Here is a 17,348-nt window from a genome sequence, read left to right as displayed (position 1 = left end):
GAATTGTCGAAAGACAACCTGGTTTATCTTGCCAGTGAAAATTAATACCAATATAATCAGTGGTATAGCTAGTCTTGTTTATAACTTACAAGACTAAAAAATAATTTATAGGACGGAACGATTGCCGAGAAGTAATAATACTATGTTCAATATAGTATTATATTTCAGTTGCTTAATTTCATTTTTGATGGTGAATGGATTTGGGGATACGAGACGTCCTACTATATAAAGGCTATATTTTAATGAGTTTTAGCGGTAATTTTGGAAGTGAAATGAGTGAGTTAAATAAGATGATTTCGGGTGAGATTTACGATCCGAGTGATGAAACGTTGTCACAAATGCGTGCCAACGCGAGAGAGATTACTGCTAGATATAATGTAACAAACCGAGACCAAAAATCTGAAAGGGATGAACTTCTTAAAGGGTTATTTGGTCGTACAGGCAATGACATTAAAATAGAACCAAATTTCAACTGTGATTATGGGCAAAACATAATAGTCGGTGAAAATTTTTATGTGAACTTTGGCTGTGTGATATTGGATTGTGCAGAAATTACAATTGGTGACAATTGTATGATAGGACCTCAAGTTGGTATCTATACGGCTTGTCATCCCATAGATCCAATTGAGCGAATAAGTGGGATCGAGTTTGCGAAGCCAATAACCATTGGTGATAACTGCTGGATTGGCGGTCATGCGACAATAAATCCAGGTGTTATATTAGGTGATAATGTCGTTGTTGCCTCAGGTGCAGTGGTGACTAAAAGTTTTCCTGATAATGTCGTTATCGGTGGTAATCCAGCCCGAGTATTGAAAGATATATAACAAATAGCTCCAGCGGACAATTTAAAACGGCACTCGTTTTGCTTGCGTAAAAACGCGCAACTTTAAATTGCCGCTGAGCAAGGCGTTAATCTCAGTTTCGCCATACTTTTTATTATGCATCAGTTTTGTGAATGAATTGAAAACAAGCCCTGTGCTATTGCTGCTTCCATGCCCGCATATCAGATAGTCCAAGGTATTGTGACAAATACGCGATTACAGCACTCTCGTATTTAATTCGTTTAGCTTCATACTCCTTCATATTCTTTCTTGAAACTAAATGCTATTGATTTATAACAATAAAATATATTTCACTGCTCGTCGATTGTGATACAAATCCTCATAATTAGGTTACAGTGGAATAGAATAAGTAATTTTCATTGATTTCATTACTGTCGTTAAACATGTTGGCCGGTTGTGCATCGATGAATGAACCTTCTGCCGTGGCTAAATCTGGGAGTTCGTTGGGAATTTATCAGCAAGGTGTTAGCTAATACAAAGGATCTTTATGAATAAGAATGAATCAACATTGGTGTCAAGGTATTGCAAGAAATGTAAAGCTGATACAAATCATCACTTACTTATGATTTCGAATTCAGCAGTTAGACCTCAAAGCAAAAAAGAGCGTAGAAAAGCGTTTATGACCGCTTTTTTTGCAGGTTGGGGCGCTGGAAGGGCAGCTGCATTTATGGATATCCGTGATAAGCATCTAATATGTGACGTTTGTGGTACCAAAATAATAGAGAGTTTTGGTGATCAAACTGAATAGATGTATAAACCGCATAACTCAGTTATGCTCCTTTTCGTGTTAGAGCCATTGATCATTCTGAATGTGCTCATATAGGTTTCCCCATACATTTTGTTATGTTTAACTTTTGATAAGTAGAGTGTGACAGACCAACTTTATGATGAATTAAAATAGTGTAATGAGAGGTTTTTATATCGTGTGATCAATCTTTGGTAAAGCAGTCGTTTTACCTTGAACCTGTATTATAACATCAATATAATCAGTTAGGTATGTAGTATTAAATGTAATTAAAAGGGCTGTTTTTTCTCTAAAATAGGTAAAGTAAATGATGAACCTCATACAACTAGATGACATTCAGCTTAAAATGCTTATTCAGTCTGGTGATAGGCCTAAAAATCTTACATTTATTGAACATTCTATTCCGCCTATACATGTTTTGGTTCGCTCAATGGATCTTCGTCATAATTTAGTCGACGTAATTTGGGCATTTCCTTACTTCATCCAAAAAAACGATAAAATTATGGGTTGCTGTGGCTTTAAGGAATCCCCAAAAAACAGCCGTATTGAAATTGGCTATAATGTGGCTCCTGATGCCCGAGGTTTGGGAATCGCAACTGCCGCGATTAAGCAACTCAGCCAAATTGCATTTGGTTCTACTTTAGTGAATACGGTTTATGCGCTGATTGCTTCAGATAATAAAGCGTCGCTAAATGTCGTTCACAAAAATGGATTTTCATATAAAGAATTGGTCGTTGACTCAGATGGTGAACAATTAGAATGCTGGGAATTAAATAAAGGTTTCAGTTAATTAAGTTAATCCTAATTTATCTCCATTAGCCCATCATTAATTCTTATCTAGAATAATCTTAAAAAGGTAAATACTGTAGAATGCTTGCACAAAGTTTCAATGTTTCAAGTTCTAAAGGTTCGAAAAATTGATGAAGTCTAATATTTGGATCAAGGCAGGTATAGTCATCATATATGGTTCATCTATAGATGCCTCTCCTCATCGCCATCATGCAATTCAGTTGACTTGGCCCCGAGATGGTTATTGTTGCAAACTCGATAATAAGGCGATATCGACGCCTTTAATAATTGGTTCTAACGTGGAGCATCAATTAGAAATTGATGCGGGTTGGATATTGCTGGTGGAACCTACTAGTGAGCTAGGGCTGGCACTCGCTGATAAATTGTTAGACCAGCCATCAAAAACACTCAAGGTTTCCTCATCTACTTTTAACAATTCAGAACCAACCGATGACTTAACTGTATTGCTTTCCCCTTTATTCGAAGCATTAGGGCTATCAAATCAATTCCCTCTGATAAATGAAAGCAAAGTTGTGGACCATCGAATTAAGGCGTTATTGCGCGAACTTGATCAATGCCTAGATGGTGAGTGCATCAAGCCGAGTAATTGGCGTGCTTCTGAAGTTGCTGAAAACCTAGCTTTGTCGGAAAGTCGTTTTCTGCATTTGTTTAGTCAAGAACTGGGTGTTTCTTGGCGACCATATCTGTTGTGGTGTCGCATGACATGCGCAGTTAGGGCTATATTAAATGGTCATTCAGCAACAGATGCTGCGCATTTAGCTGGGTTCTCCGATAGCGCACATTTAAGTCGAACTTTTCGAAATACTTTCGGAATGACAATTCGCCAAGCAAAGGCTATTTTCCGAAAAGGTTAGCCAGTTTATTCAATTTTTTCATTAACGCTTTGGTTATGCTCCTTACATATTAAATAAAAGGAGTTAGCCATGAGCGATTTATCAAAAGAATATCGACAAGAAACCCCAATGCTGGATTTTAACCACCCGCATATACAAAGCCTGGTCGAGCAAAGAAAATGGGCAAACCTGTCTCAATATGATGCCATTGGCGCGATCTATAATTTTGTTCGAGATGAGACTCGCTTTGGCTATAACAAGGATGATCGTTTAACGGCAAGCCAAGTATTAAAAGACGGTTACGGACAATGTAATACCAAAGGTACATTATTAATGGCATTGCTTCGCGCTGTAGGCATTTCTACCCGCTTTCACGGTTTTACTATTTATAATGATCTACAGCGAGGGGCTATCCCGAACTATCTTTTCAGGGTTGCACCACCTCGTATTATCCATAGCTGGGTGGAAGTTTATCAAGATGGACGTTGGATTAACTTAGAAGGTTATATTTTAGATAAGGATTACTTAAAACAAGTTCAAAGCAATTTTTCTAATCAAAGTAAGTCATTTTCAGGTTACGGTATTGCGACGAAATGTTTATCTAATCCTGAAGTCGATTGGCAAGGCCAAGATACCTATATTCAGAATGAAGGTATTGCCGATGACTTTGGTATATACACCCAGCCTGATGATTTTTATTCAAACTATGGCAGTAATCTCTCTGGTATTAAAAAGGTGATGTTTCGTTATGTACTTCGCCACTTGATGAATTTTAATGTAAATAAAATTCGTACCAAGGGGATCAGTAATAAAAGAAAATGATGAGCACTCTTGGCTTGACTATGTACCAGTACAAGTTAGCTAACTTGAAATTACTGTTAAGTCGTTAGTCACGTTAATAAATTAGTGTAAATAGTGGTACCTTGAAATGCAGGTACAGTAGACTCGACTAAACAGTGATTTAGGACGTAGATATGATACTGACAGCGTTAATTGATAATACTCGATTAGATGATAGAACAGACCTTGCGGTTGAAAGAGGGCTATCTTTTCACATAAAAACGATGGGGCAAGAAATTCTGTTTGATGCTGGTAGCAGCAAAGCTTTTTGTGATAATGCCATTTTATTAGGTATCAAGATGGAAGATGTTGATGTTGCAATTATTTCGCATCGTCATCATGATCACTGTAATGGCGTAACTCATTTCCTCGACCGCAATTCTAAGGCTCAGGTCTATTTCCGCGAATGCACAGAAACTGATTATAGTTTCAAGGCGTTTGGCTTCAAAAGTAATGTGGGTATTGATAAAACATTATTAGACAAAGACAGTGGGCGATTCAGCTTCATTAATAAAACCACTGAGATACGTCCAAATATTTTCATCATTACAAGTTTGAGTCGTAAGCATGAGCAGCCAAAAGGTAATAAATATCTCTTTACTGATTCGGGTGATGGCTGTAAACCAGACACATTTGACCATGAGCTACTCTTAGTTATTAAAGAAGATGATGGTCTTATTGTATTTACTGGTTGTGCTCATAGCGGGGTGCTCAATATGATTGAAACCGCGATTGAATTGTTCCCGAACACGAGAATTAAAGCTGTTGTCGGTGGATTTCATTTGGTCGGATTACCTTTGTTTAATAGCATTGGCGGAACCAAGAGAGACATTGAAGCTATTGGTGAAAGCATGCTCACTTATCCAATAGATAAGCTCTATACTGGCCATTGTACTGGCATGAAAGCCTATGAAATATTAAAAGGCGTACTTGGTGATTCCCTTGAGTACTTCCCAACAGGGCGCCGCGTAATAATTTGATTTAAAATAGACTTAAATCTTTGATAGTATTGATAAGGCTTAACTTCCCCCATTCATATCATGTTATCTGTATTTTCCCTTAAAGAAGCAGGTAAAGACCTCACTCTACAAGCAATCATTTTTCATGGTATGAAATATTATTTCAAACGACATATAAAGAGTAGGTCATATTGAACCACTGTTATTGAACATGTAAGCGATTGATTTGCTCGTGTAATTTACCTGTAGACATAAGCAATTATATACTTAAGGGTAGTTCAAAATGAAGCTAGGTGTAAATGATGTATAGTTGTATTACATTTTTTCAACGATTGAAACGTTCTATTCTATCGGGTAGTAAGACGGCGACGATCCGCGATAAGTCCGATAGTCATTATGCAGTTGGTCAGATATTAGATGCCTGCACTCACGAAGATAATCGTAAAATGTGTCAAATAGAAATATTGAATATTGAGTCTGTGAAGTTTAGTGAATTAAATCGGACACATGCCAAAGCTGAAAACTTACCGTTTGTGTTTATTCTTAAGTGGATTGTTCGAAAGATATATCCGACTGAAGATGATTTATTTTTTATAAGTTTTAGAGTTTTAAGTATCGGATGAATTTTCATGTTTGTTGCGCCACCGCTCTAAGCTTTGTGAACTCCAAAGTGTATATGGAAACCTATAAACTAATAACCAGATTTACTTACCAACTTCAATATCACTGATTTAATCATTCAACATAAACTATGTTGCTATAATAAAACTAATGTTGCCTTAGATTATTAACAATGAAAAATAACAGAAAGTCTCATCAGAAGAGTTTAAAAAAGCGCATATTAGGCTATGTAGTGATTACTTTCTCCAGCTTGTTTATGGCTAGTATCATGTTGACCCTACCTTTGCGTTGGTTAAATCCTTTTACCACCACCTTTAATTCTGATTAACATTCCTCATATACCTTTGTGATAGAAAAGTAATCAGGCTTATTACCAAGAATATTTGCGTACTCGCTTTTTATTTCCAGGTAACACTTCTTGCCATAGACGACTTCTTGGTTATATTGAAAACCGTCTACTGACACATAGACAGTGTTATTAACAGGAAATCCAGCTTCTGTTAAATTAAACTCGCCTATATCCATTGCATTATTTATATTTTTAACAGTTATATCCATGTTTCCACTTTTAACGGTAATGTCAGAATCATTTAATTTCTGTGAATCATGAGAGAATTTTATCCCGTCAATTGCAGCCTTGCTCATTACAACTGTGTTAGCACTAAGGAACGCGCCTGCAAAGCCATCTAGCGTGGCCTTTCTTGCATCTGAATGTATATTCATGAACTTGGGCACTGCCGTTGCTGACAAGATGCCGAGGACAATAATTACAATAACTAATTCAACTAAGGTAAAACCATTACTTTTTTTCACTGTATTCTCGTTTTCTGATATATCCTTATTGAGTTAAGCCCTAGAGATCCGAAGCCAGGGCTTTAAAATTATATAGTGTTACGTTTTTTCTCTTCTAATACATCAAATTCTTTATATACAGTTGAGTCATTATTTGATACCCGCATGATCAGCTTCAGCGCTGATGGCAGTATAGTAATTTCTAAAGTGTTGGATACAAAAACACTCGATGCCTTGAATACTGATCTATCTGCGCGATTATATACAATAAGCAGCAAAAATAAAGAGTATTTGAAATACCCTCGAGAATTCATTTTTCAAGGTGAGTAACGTGCTAGAGAGGGGTTTAAACGAAACTAAAACAATGATTTTCGCTTCAAGAGATGCCATTGGCAATGACATAAGCAACGCCACAGAGAGTATTCACCCTGTAGGATCGCCCAGATTAAACAGGCGGAGAGTAAAAAACTAGGCCATAACCGCCATTGTTTTAATTGTTCCCACAACATTGGGATCCTTCCTACTATGATTAAACCCAATATCATAATGACGGAACCCCACAAAACATAATGGAGATTACCATCGGCTAGTACCATGATTTTAAGACATTACTCATTCACGTTCTATGAATTTAGATTTGCCATATATTTTATTATGCATCAGTTTTGTGAGTGTTTTGAAAACAAGTCCTTGTTAGTTAACCAAAGCAATATTTTAATCGATAGATTCATGTGTCAATCTTTGGTGAAAAGCTTAATGGGAATTATACATATGTAATTTATTCTTGGGATTTAAGTGAATATGATTATATAGGTGAAGGTTTTTGGTCTTGTACTGGCAGTGGCGGAACATATTCAGATTTATCTACCGTAAAATCTGAGGCTAAAAGAGAATTAGGCTTGGTAAGTAATTAAAACATAACAAGAAATTAAACAAGGAGAAAAATAGTTGGCTTTTGCTCCTTCGTCGCCATTTTAGCCAACAATTCTTTGCCTGTTAATTGGGCGTCATATGGCATAGGTAAAGGATAGTAAAATGAGAAAGTTTATATTATTCATATTCGTATCGAATCTTCTGTCTTTTAGCGCTGTTTATGTGTTTGAGTTTACTTCTGGCGACTTGAATATCTTATTTGTAAGTGATTATGCATTTTATTCGATGCTGCTACTCATTGGATTGGGAACAGTCTTTTCATTCTCAGGTCATAAGGTCGGGTATAGTGATTCGAGTAATGTCGCTGGAGTAGTTGCTAGTAGTTTAATAGAAAATAATTCACCTAAAACAACAACTATTAGCAAGTTGGAAAGTACAAATTTAGGTCATAGATTCTTCATAGCTAGTTTGTTGCCTTTAGCTTTTTGTTTCTTTGCATAAGTTGTGAAAAACCACATAACTACATGTTATTAAATTGAAGTTACCGTTTATAAGTTCAAGGGAGTTAAGGTATCAGTTGATTCGTCACCATCTTAGTGGTGAATAAATTTGGGGAGTTAAGACGTTCCACCATACTTTCTGTAATGCTATCTGTACCATTTAAAATTTAACTCTAATCCATTACTTTAATAGCCTTATTATTCTTTGCAATCGGGGTTAGCTGCGGAACATCTTTGTGATTAATGGCTTAGTCTGCCAATTCAATGCTACCTTTATAGTAAACAAACACATAAGGACATTGAAATGGATTTTGATTGGGTAGAGTGGTTTGGTTATCTGGCATCGTTAGTCGTTCTTGTTTCTCTGACAATGACGTCAATTATAAAGCTGAGGGTAATTAACTTCATTGGTTGTATTTTGTTTGCGGTGTTCGCCTATTTTATTGACTCTTACCCGACGATGATTATGAATCTGGGGATTGCCGGGATCAATGTTTACTTTTTATGGCAAATTCATTCGACTGAGGAGCAGTTCAAGTTAATTGTTGCATCGATTGATTCTGAATATTTTGAGCATTTTATTTCGACAAATCAGGCGGAAATAGAACGGCAGACATCTGTAGATGAACTGAGAGAAGCCAATATGGTGTTTTATATGCTGAGGAATAACAGCATAGCGGGTGTATTAGTGGGGAATAATAATGAACAAGGTGTGTTGTCTGTGCTATTGGACTATGTCACACCGGAATACCGTGATTTTAAATTGGCGAATTACTATTATGAGTCACACCCTGATGAACTCAAACACAGGGGCGTTAATACTCTGATGGCGAAAGCAACGACGCAGGAACACAGAGCGTACTTGCTCAAAGTGGGTTTTCAGGTTGTTGATGGAACTGAGGGGATTTATCGGAAACAACTATAACTCCGCACATTTGAAAAATTGACAGGCAGAGCGAAATAAAATTTATCAATCACAAGCACATTACCTATGTTCAGGATAACTAGTCAGAAAAAACGATGTAAATGACTATTCTCAATTTCATTGGGCAATATCAGTAGTAAGATAATAACCCTCATTTAAAATATTAAAGTGGTTACCATGACAATTGATCTAAATAGTCGTTACGGCTTAAATCCTGCGCATAGTGAAGTAGTCGAGGCGTGTAAAATTATTGAGCCGTGCGATACATTAGATATGGGCTGTTCGAATGGGCGTAATGCCTTGTATCTCGGCCAGCTTGGATTTAACGTTACCGCCATTGATATAAACCCAAGTGCAATTGATACGCTGCAAAGAATTATTGAGCAAGAAGGGATAAATAATATCAAAGCTCAGGTGCTCGACATTAACAGCGCAAGCCTAGGTAATGGCGAAGCTCAAAAATATGGTTTTATCTCTTGTACCGTAACTTTAATGTTTATCAACCCAGCGAATGTCGATGCTATTATTGCTGATATGCACAAGCGTACTCTGCCCGGCGGTTATAACCTGATTGTTTGCGCCATGAGCACGGAAGAGCACCCGTGCCCAGTTCCGTTTCCTTTTACCCTAAATACCGGACAGTTGCCTGAGGCTTATGCAGGGTGGGAACTGATTAAGTACAATGAAGATGTTGGTACTATGCACAATGGTGCGAATTTACAGTTTGCGACCATGTTGGCACGTAAACCTAGCTAAAAAAATAAGACATTAATTGTTACAGTCTATTCTGTAGATAAATCAGTAGCATCCTATAAATATGTCGATGTAAGCTAGAACACTTCTCAAAAAAGACCTCAACACTGAGGTCTTTTAGTTTTCAGATTTAAGCAGATGTATCTTCCCCATAGCGACTTATATCGGGTATTTATAAAACGTTGAAAGTTATCATTTAATCGAATTTGCCTTCGGCGTTACAAAACGTTACAAAGCGATACAAAAAGTCAGTAATTATTATCTCGTTCATGTCAGTTAGCTTCTGTATAAGCGCTCCCACCTCAATAAACCGTGATACAAACACCTGATTTCTATAATTGTAGTGTGCAATTCGATCGATTAGCGGACGGGTTGTCACCACTAAGTATTTTATAGAATATTAGCTCAACAATACTCCGTGGTAGGTTGTCAAAAAATAAAAGGAAGAAACAATGATAATCTTTACTACTGAATCAACTGATTTAATTTTTAATATTCTAAAACAAACAAACAAACAAACAAACGATTTCGAAAATGCAGAGATCTTTTTTGATGACAGTAAAACACTAAGAAAAGTGACTAACTTTGAATCCATAACAGAGCTTTTTGAATGCAATGGAACCTTAGAAGAGCATGTTACAAAGTATCTACTGACATTAAGCGACAATGTAAAACTAACCATAAGAACAGATGGAAAATCAATGTCTGTTGATAACATCAATATTGAAACTAAACGAAAAGATTATGGTATCAATATCGCAGCGTCTAAATACATGTTTTAACTAACGCAAACTGAATCTGGGATTCAGAGTCGTGGTCAATTAGATGGCAACAATAACTTCTCCATTAATGATACACGCCAGTTCTTCAACACTTGCAGTGCATAATCTGAGTCGCTACCTTCCTCACTACCCATAAATAAGTAATGATGAATTTTAAAATTAAAACCTAATAAAAACATATAGTTCAAATGTTGAGCGTTACTTGGGCGGCACATCTACGAAGTGTGATTTAAATCACACTTACGTGACTGGGTGTCATACTTATCAATGGGATATGTAGCTGAAAAGAGATCTTTACGATACTTTACGCGCCCTTACAGTATTTTATTAAACTTTATTGTTTTTTATTAATGTTTATGGGTATTTACGTTTAATTGTAATTATTTTTAGTTTTGTAATGGTTTATAGACATTCAGTGGGCGAATATTAATTTTATGCAAAATCTTACCTGTAGCGACCTTAATTCATCTGTGAAATATACAACGACAGCTTCGGCACTAGCATGCTCAGCATTGTTGTTGCAGTTGTCGGGAGCGAAGGCAAAGCCCTGTGAAAAATTTGATGATCGCTTATCTCTTAAAAAAATCATTAAGCAGTTTGCTAAAACCAACGATGTTAATTTAGGCGTTTCTAAATTAAAGCTAGCCAAAATATCAGCAAAAATGTTGCCTTTGGCTTTTAAGAATAGTGATGGTTTATATGTGGTGCTGGCGAAAATATCTGCTGACCAGGCTTTAATTCAGTCTCCAGAAGCTTCTGGCCCGACATTGTTAAGTATCGATGAATTACAGGCTCAGTGGGGAGGTGTGGTGATCACGTTACAAGGAGAAGCTCTGCGTTTCGATATATCTTGGTTCATTCCTGAGTTTGTCCGCCACCGTAAGTTACTTGCCGAAGTCCTGCTATTTTCATTGATGTTACAGTTACTCGCTTTAGCAACGCCGCTATTTTTTCAAGTAGTTATGGATAAGGTGCTCGTCCATAACGCTTTATCTACTCTTGACGTGCTGGTGGTGGTGCTGGTTATTGTTGGTATTTTTGAAGTTGTGTTGAAGGGGATGCGAGAATACTTGTTTGCGCATACCTCTAACCGTATTGATATCGAGCTGGGCATTAAGTTGTTTCGTCATCTGCTTGGCCTACCGCTCCTTTATTTCAAACATCGCCAAGTCGGCGCGATTATTACCCGAGTGCAGGAACTTGACAGTATTCGTGACTTTTTGACTGGTTCGATGCTTACCCTTTGCGTCGATGTTATGTTTACCTTTGTGTTCTTCGGTGTCATGGCTTGGTTATCGCCGCTATTGACCTGCATTGTGCTAGCAAGTCTGCCTTTTTATTTTGTACTGGCCTGGCTAAGTACCCGCCCTTTGCAAGAACGTATTGAACGCCAGTTTCAGACTTCGGCGATGAATACTTCATTTTTAAATGAGTCGGTCAGCGGTGTTGAGACGATCAAAAGCTTAGCGGTAGAGCCGAGCATGCAGCGACGCTGGGAATTGCAAACTCAAGAAATGGTCGACGCTGGCTTTCAGACGCAGACATTAAACGGGGTGATCAGCCATATTGTCACCTTGTTGCAGAAAGTCACGGGGGTGGCAGTTATCTGGGTTGGGGCAAATGAAGTGATGTCATTAGAGCTGACTATTGGTCAGTTGATTGCATTTAATATGATGACCTCGCATGTTAGCCAACCGATCGCCAAACTGGTTGAACTTTGGCAACAATTTATACAGACCCGCGTTGCTGTGGACAAGTTGGGGGACATGCTGAACCTGCCAGTAGAGCAGGACCAGGGCACTGAAGTCCCGACTGCTGTACTTTGTGGTGAGTTACAGATGCAGAATATTTCATTTAAATATCAACCTAATCTTGACCCTGTACTGTGTGATATCAATCTCCATATCCAAGCGGGTGAAAGCTTAGGTATTGTTGGTCCCTCGGGCTCTGGCAAGTCGACGTTAACACGTCTGTTGCAGAAGCTTTATACCCCACAAAGCGGCAGTATTCTCATCGATGGTATACCGCTGCACAGTCTAGCGCCAGATTACCTGCGCAGCCAAATAGGTGTTGTGTTACAGGACAATTACTTGTTCAACCGTAGCGTGCGTAACAACATCGCGATAAAAGATCCCAGTGCTTGTTTAGAAGATGTAGTGGCTGCTGCGAAGTTAGCTGGCGCGCATGACTTCATTTTACAACTTCCACTTGGTTACGACACTATTTTAGCGGAAGCCGGAAGTTCATTATCAGGTGGACAGCGACAGCGAGTCGCGATTGCTCGGGCATTAATGGCCAATCCTAAAATTCTAATTTTTGATGAAGCAACGAGTGCGCTTGACGATCAGTCACAGGCGATCATTCAGGAGAATATGCAAGCAATATCCCGCAGTCGAACCGTTATTATTGTCGCTCATCGGTTATCAACAGTGCGCCATTGCGACCGCATCATAACCCTAGAAAAAGGTCATATTACTGAATCTGGTAGTCATCAACAGTTATTAGCGCTGCAGGGATGTTATGCCCGTTTATGGCGCTTACAGCAGGAATTACGTAAGGAAACAGACTGATGTTTATCAAACACTTAAGAACAATTCGTCAAGCGTTGAAAGCACAGCGTAATGAGGCTGCAGATATTAAGCGCTCTCGTGATGAATATGAGTTTCAACCTGGCTATTTAGAAATTGTAGAACGTCCGCCAGCACCTTGGACACGACGTACGGCGCTAGCATTGACCTTGCTTCTGCTGTTGACTCTGATTTGGTCGGTGATCGGTAGGTTAGATATCCATGCTAGTGCTGCCGGACGTTTATTGGTGTCCAGCCATTCTAAAGTGATCCAATCAATTGAACCGGGAGAGGTGGTTGCTATTAATGTCCGTGATGGTCAGCAGGTCAAAAAAGGCGATGTGTTGATTGAACTGAATCCTATTGGTATTAAAGCGGGGATCCAGGAGATCCAAGAACAGTTAAATTTTAAAAAACTAGAGCAAGCCCGTTTGCAGGCGTTGTTGAGTGACGATCCGTTAAATAGCTTTGTTGTGCCAACAGGTATTAGCCCACTACAAGTAAGTGTTGCGCGTGCGCATTTACGCAGTGAATGGGCAGAAATCGAAGCCAATGTAGAGAGTATCAACGGTGAGATGAAGGTTAATTTAGCGAATCAACAGGCGCGTAAAAAAGACATCATAGGCTTGGGTGAATTGGCTGAAAATATTGACAACCGTTTAGATGCTCAGCGTACCTTAGCAAAAAACAATTTGATCCCGCGGGTGGTATTGCTGGAACAAGAAAAAGAAAAGTTAGAAATAGATCGCTCGCTGTCGCAGCAATACACCGGGATTGATGTTCTTCAAGCTGAATATAGCAGCAAACAGGAACAGCGTAACGGTTATTTGGCGAAAGTCCGTCGTGAGTATTATGACAAGCTTAATCAGGTGCAAGCTTCAATTGCGGTAATGAGACAACAATTGATTAAATTACAGGAAAAATTCCGCCTGCAAAGTCTGCTCGCCCCGGTTAGCGGTGTTATACAGCAGTTGGCTGTGCACACTCTCGGTGGTGTTGTAGAGGCTGCTAAGCCGTTGATGATTATCGTGCCTGATGATGCGGTATTAGAAATTGAAGTGAAGATCCTCAACAAGGATGTCGGGTTTGTGCATAGCGGACAAAATGTTGAAATTAAGGTCGACTCTTTCCCTTATACACGGTACGGGACCATCGCTGGCAAGGTGGCGTATGTGTCTAGAGATTCCGTGAAGGATGAGAAACTTGGTTTAGTTTTTCCAGCGCGCGTAAGGATCGCACAGCGCACTATTCTAGTTGAAGATAAAGAGGTGCCGCTGCAGGCAGGAATGAGTGTTAATGCCGAGATCCGTACTGGTGATAGGCGAGTGATTGACTACCTGCTTAGCCCTCTGCAGCAGTATCAGTCTGAAGCGATGAAGGAACGATAATGGCTGCTATCGAAACATTGGTGCCAGTAGCGGATACACCTGTAGACCATACACCTGTACAAAATGCTGCTGCATACCATATGCCAGCTAACGATGCTGTCGAAGATCCTGGTCTGGTTGCGCTAAGTAGAGCCGCTGGTCACTTTAAATTATCTGTGGATGTTGGGCAATTGACTCATCAACTGGGACGTAGGGAAGGGGTCGCAGACAGTATCGATTTATGTCGTTGTGCACTTTGGCTGGGATTACGGGCTCGTCAAACAAACTCGACTATAGACCGACTATCTGCGTTACCTTTACCAGCATTAATGCTGACAACGCAAGGTTGGATGGTATTGGAACGGGTTGAGGGCGATACGCTTACGGTATTTATACCGGGCCAAGCCGATCGTTGTGAGTATTCACGGCAGGAGTTCAATGAGTGCTGGCTGGGAGAGTTAATACTGCTGGCGGAAGCGTTGGATATTCCTAAAAAAACAAAATTTGGTTTTGCTTGGTTTGTGCCGTCTATTCGTAAGCATGCTTCGCAGTTCCGCTATGTGCTGTTGGTGTCTTTAATGCTGCAGTTAATAGCCTTGGTGACGCCGTTATTGTTTCAAAATGTTATTGATAAAGTGCTGGTCAGCCGTAGCCTTTCCAGTTTACAGGTGCTCGGAATTGCGATGCTGGTACTGGCAGTATTTGAACCTGTTTACGGTTTTCTTCGTGCTTGGCTGTTTGCCAATCTAGCCAGTAAGACTAATTCTGAATTATCCAGTCGGCTTTACCAGCATCTGATTACTTTACCGCTTAATTATTTTCAGCAACGTCAGACGGGTGAAATTATTGCGCGAGTTCGGGAAATGAGTCAAATCCGTCAGTTTTTAACGGGTTCCGCATTGAGCATGGTATTGGATTTAGCCTTTGTTGGGCTGTTTTTAGCTGTCATGTTTACGTATGCCGCTAAGCTAACTTGGCTCGTTATCGGCTCTTTGGTGCTGTATTTTATTTTTTGGCTGCTTGTCGGGCCGGCACTTCGCGCTAGGGTAACAAGAGAATATGAATTAAGTGCAGATAATACCGCCTTTTTGATTGAATCGGTTACCGGTATTGAAACCATCAAAACGACGGCTACCGAATCGGCTTTTTCACGCCAATGGGAGCGTCAATTAGCCAGTTTCGTACGCGCTTCTTTTCGCGCCAAAGTGATCGGAATATTGGCGGGGCAAGGAATTGGCTTGATTCAAAAATTGACCTCGGCATTAGTGTTGTGGTGGGGCGTTACGCTAGTGATGCAAGGCTTATTAACGCCTGGAGAACTTGTTGCATTCAATATGTTGGCAGGCAATGTGACACAGCCGATCCTACGCCTTGCCCAGATCTGGCAGGACTTTCAACATACTTTGATTTCACTGCGCCGTATTGGTGACATTCTTGATGAAGATACGGAGCAAGGCAGTGGCGGTCTAGCATCTGTACCTAAGCTGGCTGGTGGCGTGAGATTCAGTGGTGTGCGATTTCGTTATCATGCTGACGGTCAGGAAGTGTTACGCAACCTTAATCTTGATATTAAACCCGGTGAGTTTATCGGCATTACCGGACCCTCGGGTTCTGGTAAGTCAACGCTGACCCGATTGTTGCAACGTCTCTATATTCCTCAGCACGGACAGGTGCTGGTTGATGGTATCGATTTAGCGATTGCCGATCCCGTGGCACTGCGCTGTAATATGAGCGTGGTGTTACAAGAGAGCCTGCTTTTTTCCGGCACTATTGCTGAAAACATCCGCCTTTGCTGTCCCTTAGCCAGCGATGCACAAGTTCTGCAGGCTGCCACACTGGCTGGCGCCGATGAGTTTATTCGCGAACAGCCAGAAGGCTTTGACGCACAAGTAGGGGAAAAAGGCGGTCGTTTATCTGGCGGGCAACGTCAACGGGTTGCACTGGCTCGAGCGCTGCTTACAAATCCTGGTATTTTACTGCTTGATGAAGCAACTAGCGCTTTAGATTACGAGTCTGAAGCTGCGGTGATGGCAAATATGGACGCTATTTCCCAAGGGCGTACCGTGATCAGTATTGCTCACCGTCTGAATACACTGCGCTATGCGGACCGAATACTGGTAATAGATAAAGGAGAGATAGTGGAGCAAGGAACGCACCAGCAGCTACTTGATCAGGATGGCACCTACGCCAATCTGTGGAATCTGCAAGTAGCATCGTAGCCTTTTATAGGCTGTAAGTATGCCAATGACTGACTTCAAAAAGTAGTCCGCGGTAATTTTTAATTTTAAAAAGAGAGTAAATTTATGACTGAGAACTTCGTACAAACAGTATCAAGTGTTAATTACAATAAAGGTATTTTTTCATTGTATTTCGTTGGACAGAATCAACAAAATATGTCCAATGGTGTGATGGCTGAGAATGATACTGATCTGGAATTGAAACAAGTGGTACATATGCCAGCTTCTGGCTTTATGTATATGGTTTCTATGGTTAAAAACATGCTTGAGGATCCGCGTATGGCAGCTGAATTTGACAAGCTAGTTGCGGCTGGTTTTTTACCCGCAGAGCCGACGCAAGAACAACCTGCTTCTAAACCTGTAACCGTGTCAGCAGCACCAAAAAAGCCAATTGCGCGCAGCAAAAAATAACATTAAGGGGTTGATATATGAAGATTAACTATCAACCAGCAAAGCTTGATTATTCAAAAATACAGTCAATGATTGGTGGGGTGATGGTACTTAGCCAGCACTCTCCTTTGCACCGCTTTTACGTTGTTGCTGAATGGCAACAACGTATTATGCCGGCTTTTGAATTGAATCAATTTTGCTATTACGAAGATGACCAAGGCCGCCCAATTGCTTTTTGTAATTGGGCGTTTTTATCTGAGAAAAATAGAGATGAGCTACTTTCTGGTTCAAGAGATCTCTTGCCTTCGGATTGGAATTCTGGCGAGCATATCTATATCCCAGAAATGATTGCGCCATTCGGTCATGGACGCAAGATTATAAACGATCTTCGTCGTCGTGTGTTCTTGCCGTGGAAAGGACAAAAAGTGTGTACTGTCCGCGGTAAGTTAGATACACAAACCAATCTCTGCACTCGAAGTGTGCAGTGGTTTTCTATTTAAATAAACATTAAA

Annotated in this window: 18 protein-coding genes; 17 read left to right on the top strand and 1 reads right to left on the bottom strand. The window is 39.9% G+C overall.

Annotation, left to right across the window (positions count from 1 at the left end):
- Window positions 1–242 precede the first annotated feature (242 nt).
- From CXF93_RS11310 to yqfB, 7 genes are all read left to right on the top strand, one after another.
- Complete coding sequence (locus CXF93_RS11310) at window positions 243–824, top strand: sugar O-acetyltransferase (RefSeq protein WP_369832213.1); 582 nt, start codon at window positions 243–245, stop codon at window positions 822–824.
- A gap of 505 nt (window positions 825–1,329) precedes the next feature.
- Window positions 1,330–1,590 carry a hypothetical protein gene (locus CXF93_RS11305; protein ID WP_101062610.1) on the top strand — a complete coding sequence of 87 codons (261 nt, stop codon included), beginning with the start codon at window positions 1,330–1,332 and terminating at the stop codon, window positions 1,588–1,590.
- A gap of 304 nt (window positions 1,591–1,894) precedes the next feature.
- Entirely contained in the window at window positions 1,895–2,377 is a 483-nt protein-coding gene (locus tag CXF93_RS11300) for a GNAT family N-acetyltransferase (RefSeq protein ID WP_232784181.1), read from the top strand.
- Between the two features lie 298 nt (window positions 2,378–2,675).
- A complete protein-coding gene (locus CXF93_RS11295; RefSeq protein ID WP_232784180.1) occupies window positions 2,676–3,251 on the top strand; it encodes a helix-turn-helix transcriptional regulator in 576 nt (191 codons plus the stop codon).
- Window positions 3,252–3,320: 69 nt separating this feature from the next.
- Window positions 3,321–4,052, top strand: coding sequence for a transglutaminase family protein (locus CXF93_RS11290; protein WP_101062608.1), 732 nt, complete (start codon window positions 3,321–3,323; stop codon window positions 4,050–4,052).
- 152 nt (window positions 4,053–4,204) lie between these two features.
- Window positions 4,205–5,050 (top strand): MBL fold metallo-hydrolase, encoded by an 846-nt coding sequence (locus tag CXF93_RS11285; protein WP_101062607.1) that lies wholly within the window; start codon window positions 4,205–4,207, stop codon window positions 5,048–5,050.
- Window positions 5,051–5,331: 281 nt separating this feature from the next.
- On the top strand, window positions 5,332–5,652 hold the full coding sequence (gene yqfB / locus CXF93_RS11280; RefSeq protein WP_101062606.1) for a N(4)-acetylcytidine aminohydrolase: 321 nt from the start codon (window positions 5,332–5,334) through the stop codon (window positions 5,650–5,652).
- A 322-nt stretch (window positions 5,653–5,974) separates the two neighbouring features.
- On the opposite strand, the gene CXF93_RS22425 is transcribed toward yqfB, so the two are convergent.
- A complete protein-coding gene (locus CXF93_RS22425; RefSeq protein ID WP_101062605.1) occupies window positions 5,975–6,463 on the bottom strand; it encodes a prepilin-type N-terminal cleavage/methylation domain-containing protein in 489 nt (162 codons plus the stop codon).
- Window positions 6,464–7,173: 710 nt separating this feature from the next.
- Between CXF93_RS22425 and CXF93_RS21985 the strand changes: the two genes are divergently transcribed.
- The 10 genes from CXF93_RS21985 to rtxC all read left to right on the top strand — a co-directional run bounded on the left by CXF93_RS21985 (window position 7,174) and on the right by rtxC (window position 17,336).
- Window positions 7,174–7,356, top strand: a complete 183-nt coding sequence (locus tag CXF93_RS21985; RefSeq protein WP_157824445.1) for a hypothetical protein — start codon at window positions 7,174–7,176, stop codon at window positions 7,354–7,356.
- A gap of 121 nt (window positions 7,357–7,477) precedes the next feature.
- A complete protein-coding gene (locus CXF93_RS21980; RefSeq protein ID WP_157824444.1) occupies window positions 7,478–7,816 on the top strand; it encodes a hypothetical protein in 339 nt (112 codons plus the stop codon).
- A gap of 303 nt (window positions 7,817–8,119) precedes the next feature.
- Window positions 8,120–8,740 (top strand): hypothetical protein, encoded by a 621-nt coding sequence (locus CXF93_RS11255; RefSeq protein WP_101062604.1) that lies wholly within the window; start codon window positions 8,120–8,122, stop codon window positions 8,738–8,740.
- 177 nt (window positions 8,741–8,917) lie between these two features.
- A complete protein-coding gene (gene tehB, locus CXF93_RS11250) occupies window positions 8,918–9,496 on the top strand; it encodes a tellurite resistance methyltransferase TehB (protein WP_101062603.1) in 579 nt (192 codons plus the stop codon).
- A 449-nt stretch (window positions 9,497–9,945) separates the two neighbouring features.
- Window positions 9,946–10,275, top strand: a complete 330-nt coding sequence (locus tag CXF93_RS11245; protein ID WP_101062602.1) for a hypothetical protein — start codon at window positions 9,946–9,948, stop codon at window positions 10,273–10,275.
- A gap of 434 nt (window positions 10,276–10,709) precedes the next feature.
- A complete protein-coding gene (locus CXF93_RS11240) occupies window positions 10,710–12,845 on the top strand; it encodes a peptidase domain-containing ABC transporter (protein WP_101062601.1) in 2,136 nt (711 codons plus the stop codon).
- Window positions 12,845–14,230: an HlyD family type I secretion periplasmic adaptor subunit gene (locus tag CXF93_RS11235; protein WP_101062600.1), complete on the top strand. Its 1,386-nt coding sequence runs from the start codon at window positions 12,845–12,847 to the stop codon at window positions 14,228–14,230. The genes CXF93_RS11240 and CXF93_RS11235 overlap by 1 nt, the downstream gene beginning before the upstream one ends.
- A complete protein-coding gene (locus tag CXF93_RS11230) occupies window positions 14,230–16,428 on the top strand; it encodes a type I secretion system permease/ATPase (protein ID WP_198551647.1) in 2,199 nt (732 codons plus the stop codon). Before CXF93_RS11235 ends, CXF93_RS11230 begins: the two co-directional genes overlap by 1 nt.
- Window positions 16,429–16,512: 84 nt before the next feature.
- Complete coding sequence (locus CXF93_RS11225) at window positions 16,513–16,857, top strand: peptide chain release factor 1 (protein ID WP_101062599.1); 345 nt, start codon at window positions 16,513–16,515, stop codon at window positions 16,855–16,857.
- 17 nt (window positions 16,858–16,874) lie between these two features.
- A complete protein-coding gene (rtxC, locus tag CXF93_RS11220; RefSeq protein ID WP_101062598.1) occupies window positions 16,875–17,336 on the top strand; it encodes an RTX toxin-activating lysine-acyltransferase RtxC in 462 nt (153 codons plus the stop codon).
- Window positions 17,337–17,348: the final 12 nt, after the last annotated feature.

Origin of the sequence: Moritella sp. Urea-trap-13 (genome assembly GCF_002836355.1) — a bacterium.
In the GTDB taxonomy this organism is placed as follows: Bacteria; Pseudomonadota; Gammaproteobacteria; order Enterobacterales; family Moritellaceae; genus Moritella.
Note: the sequence above shows the minus strand (reverse complement) of the source record. Positions and strands in the feature narration are given on the sequence as shown.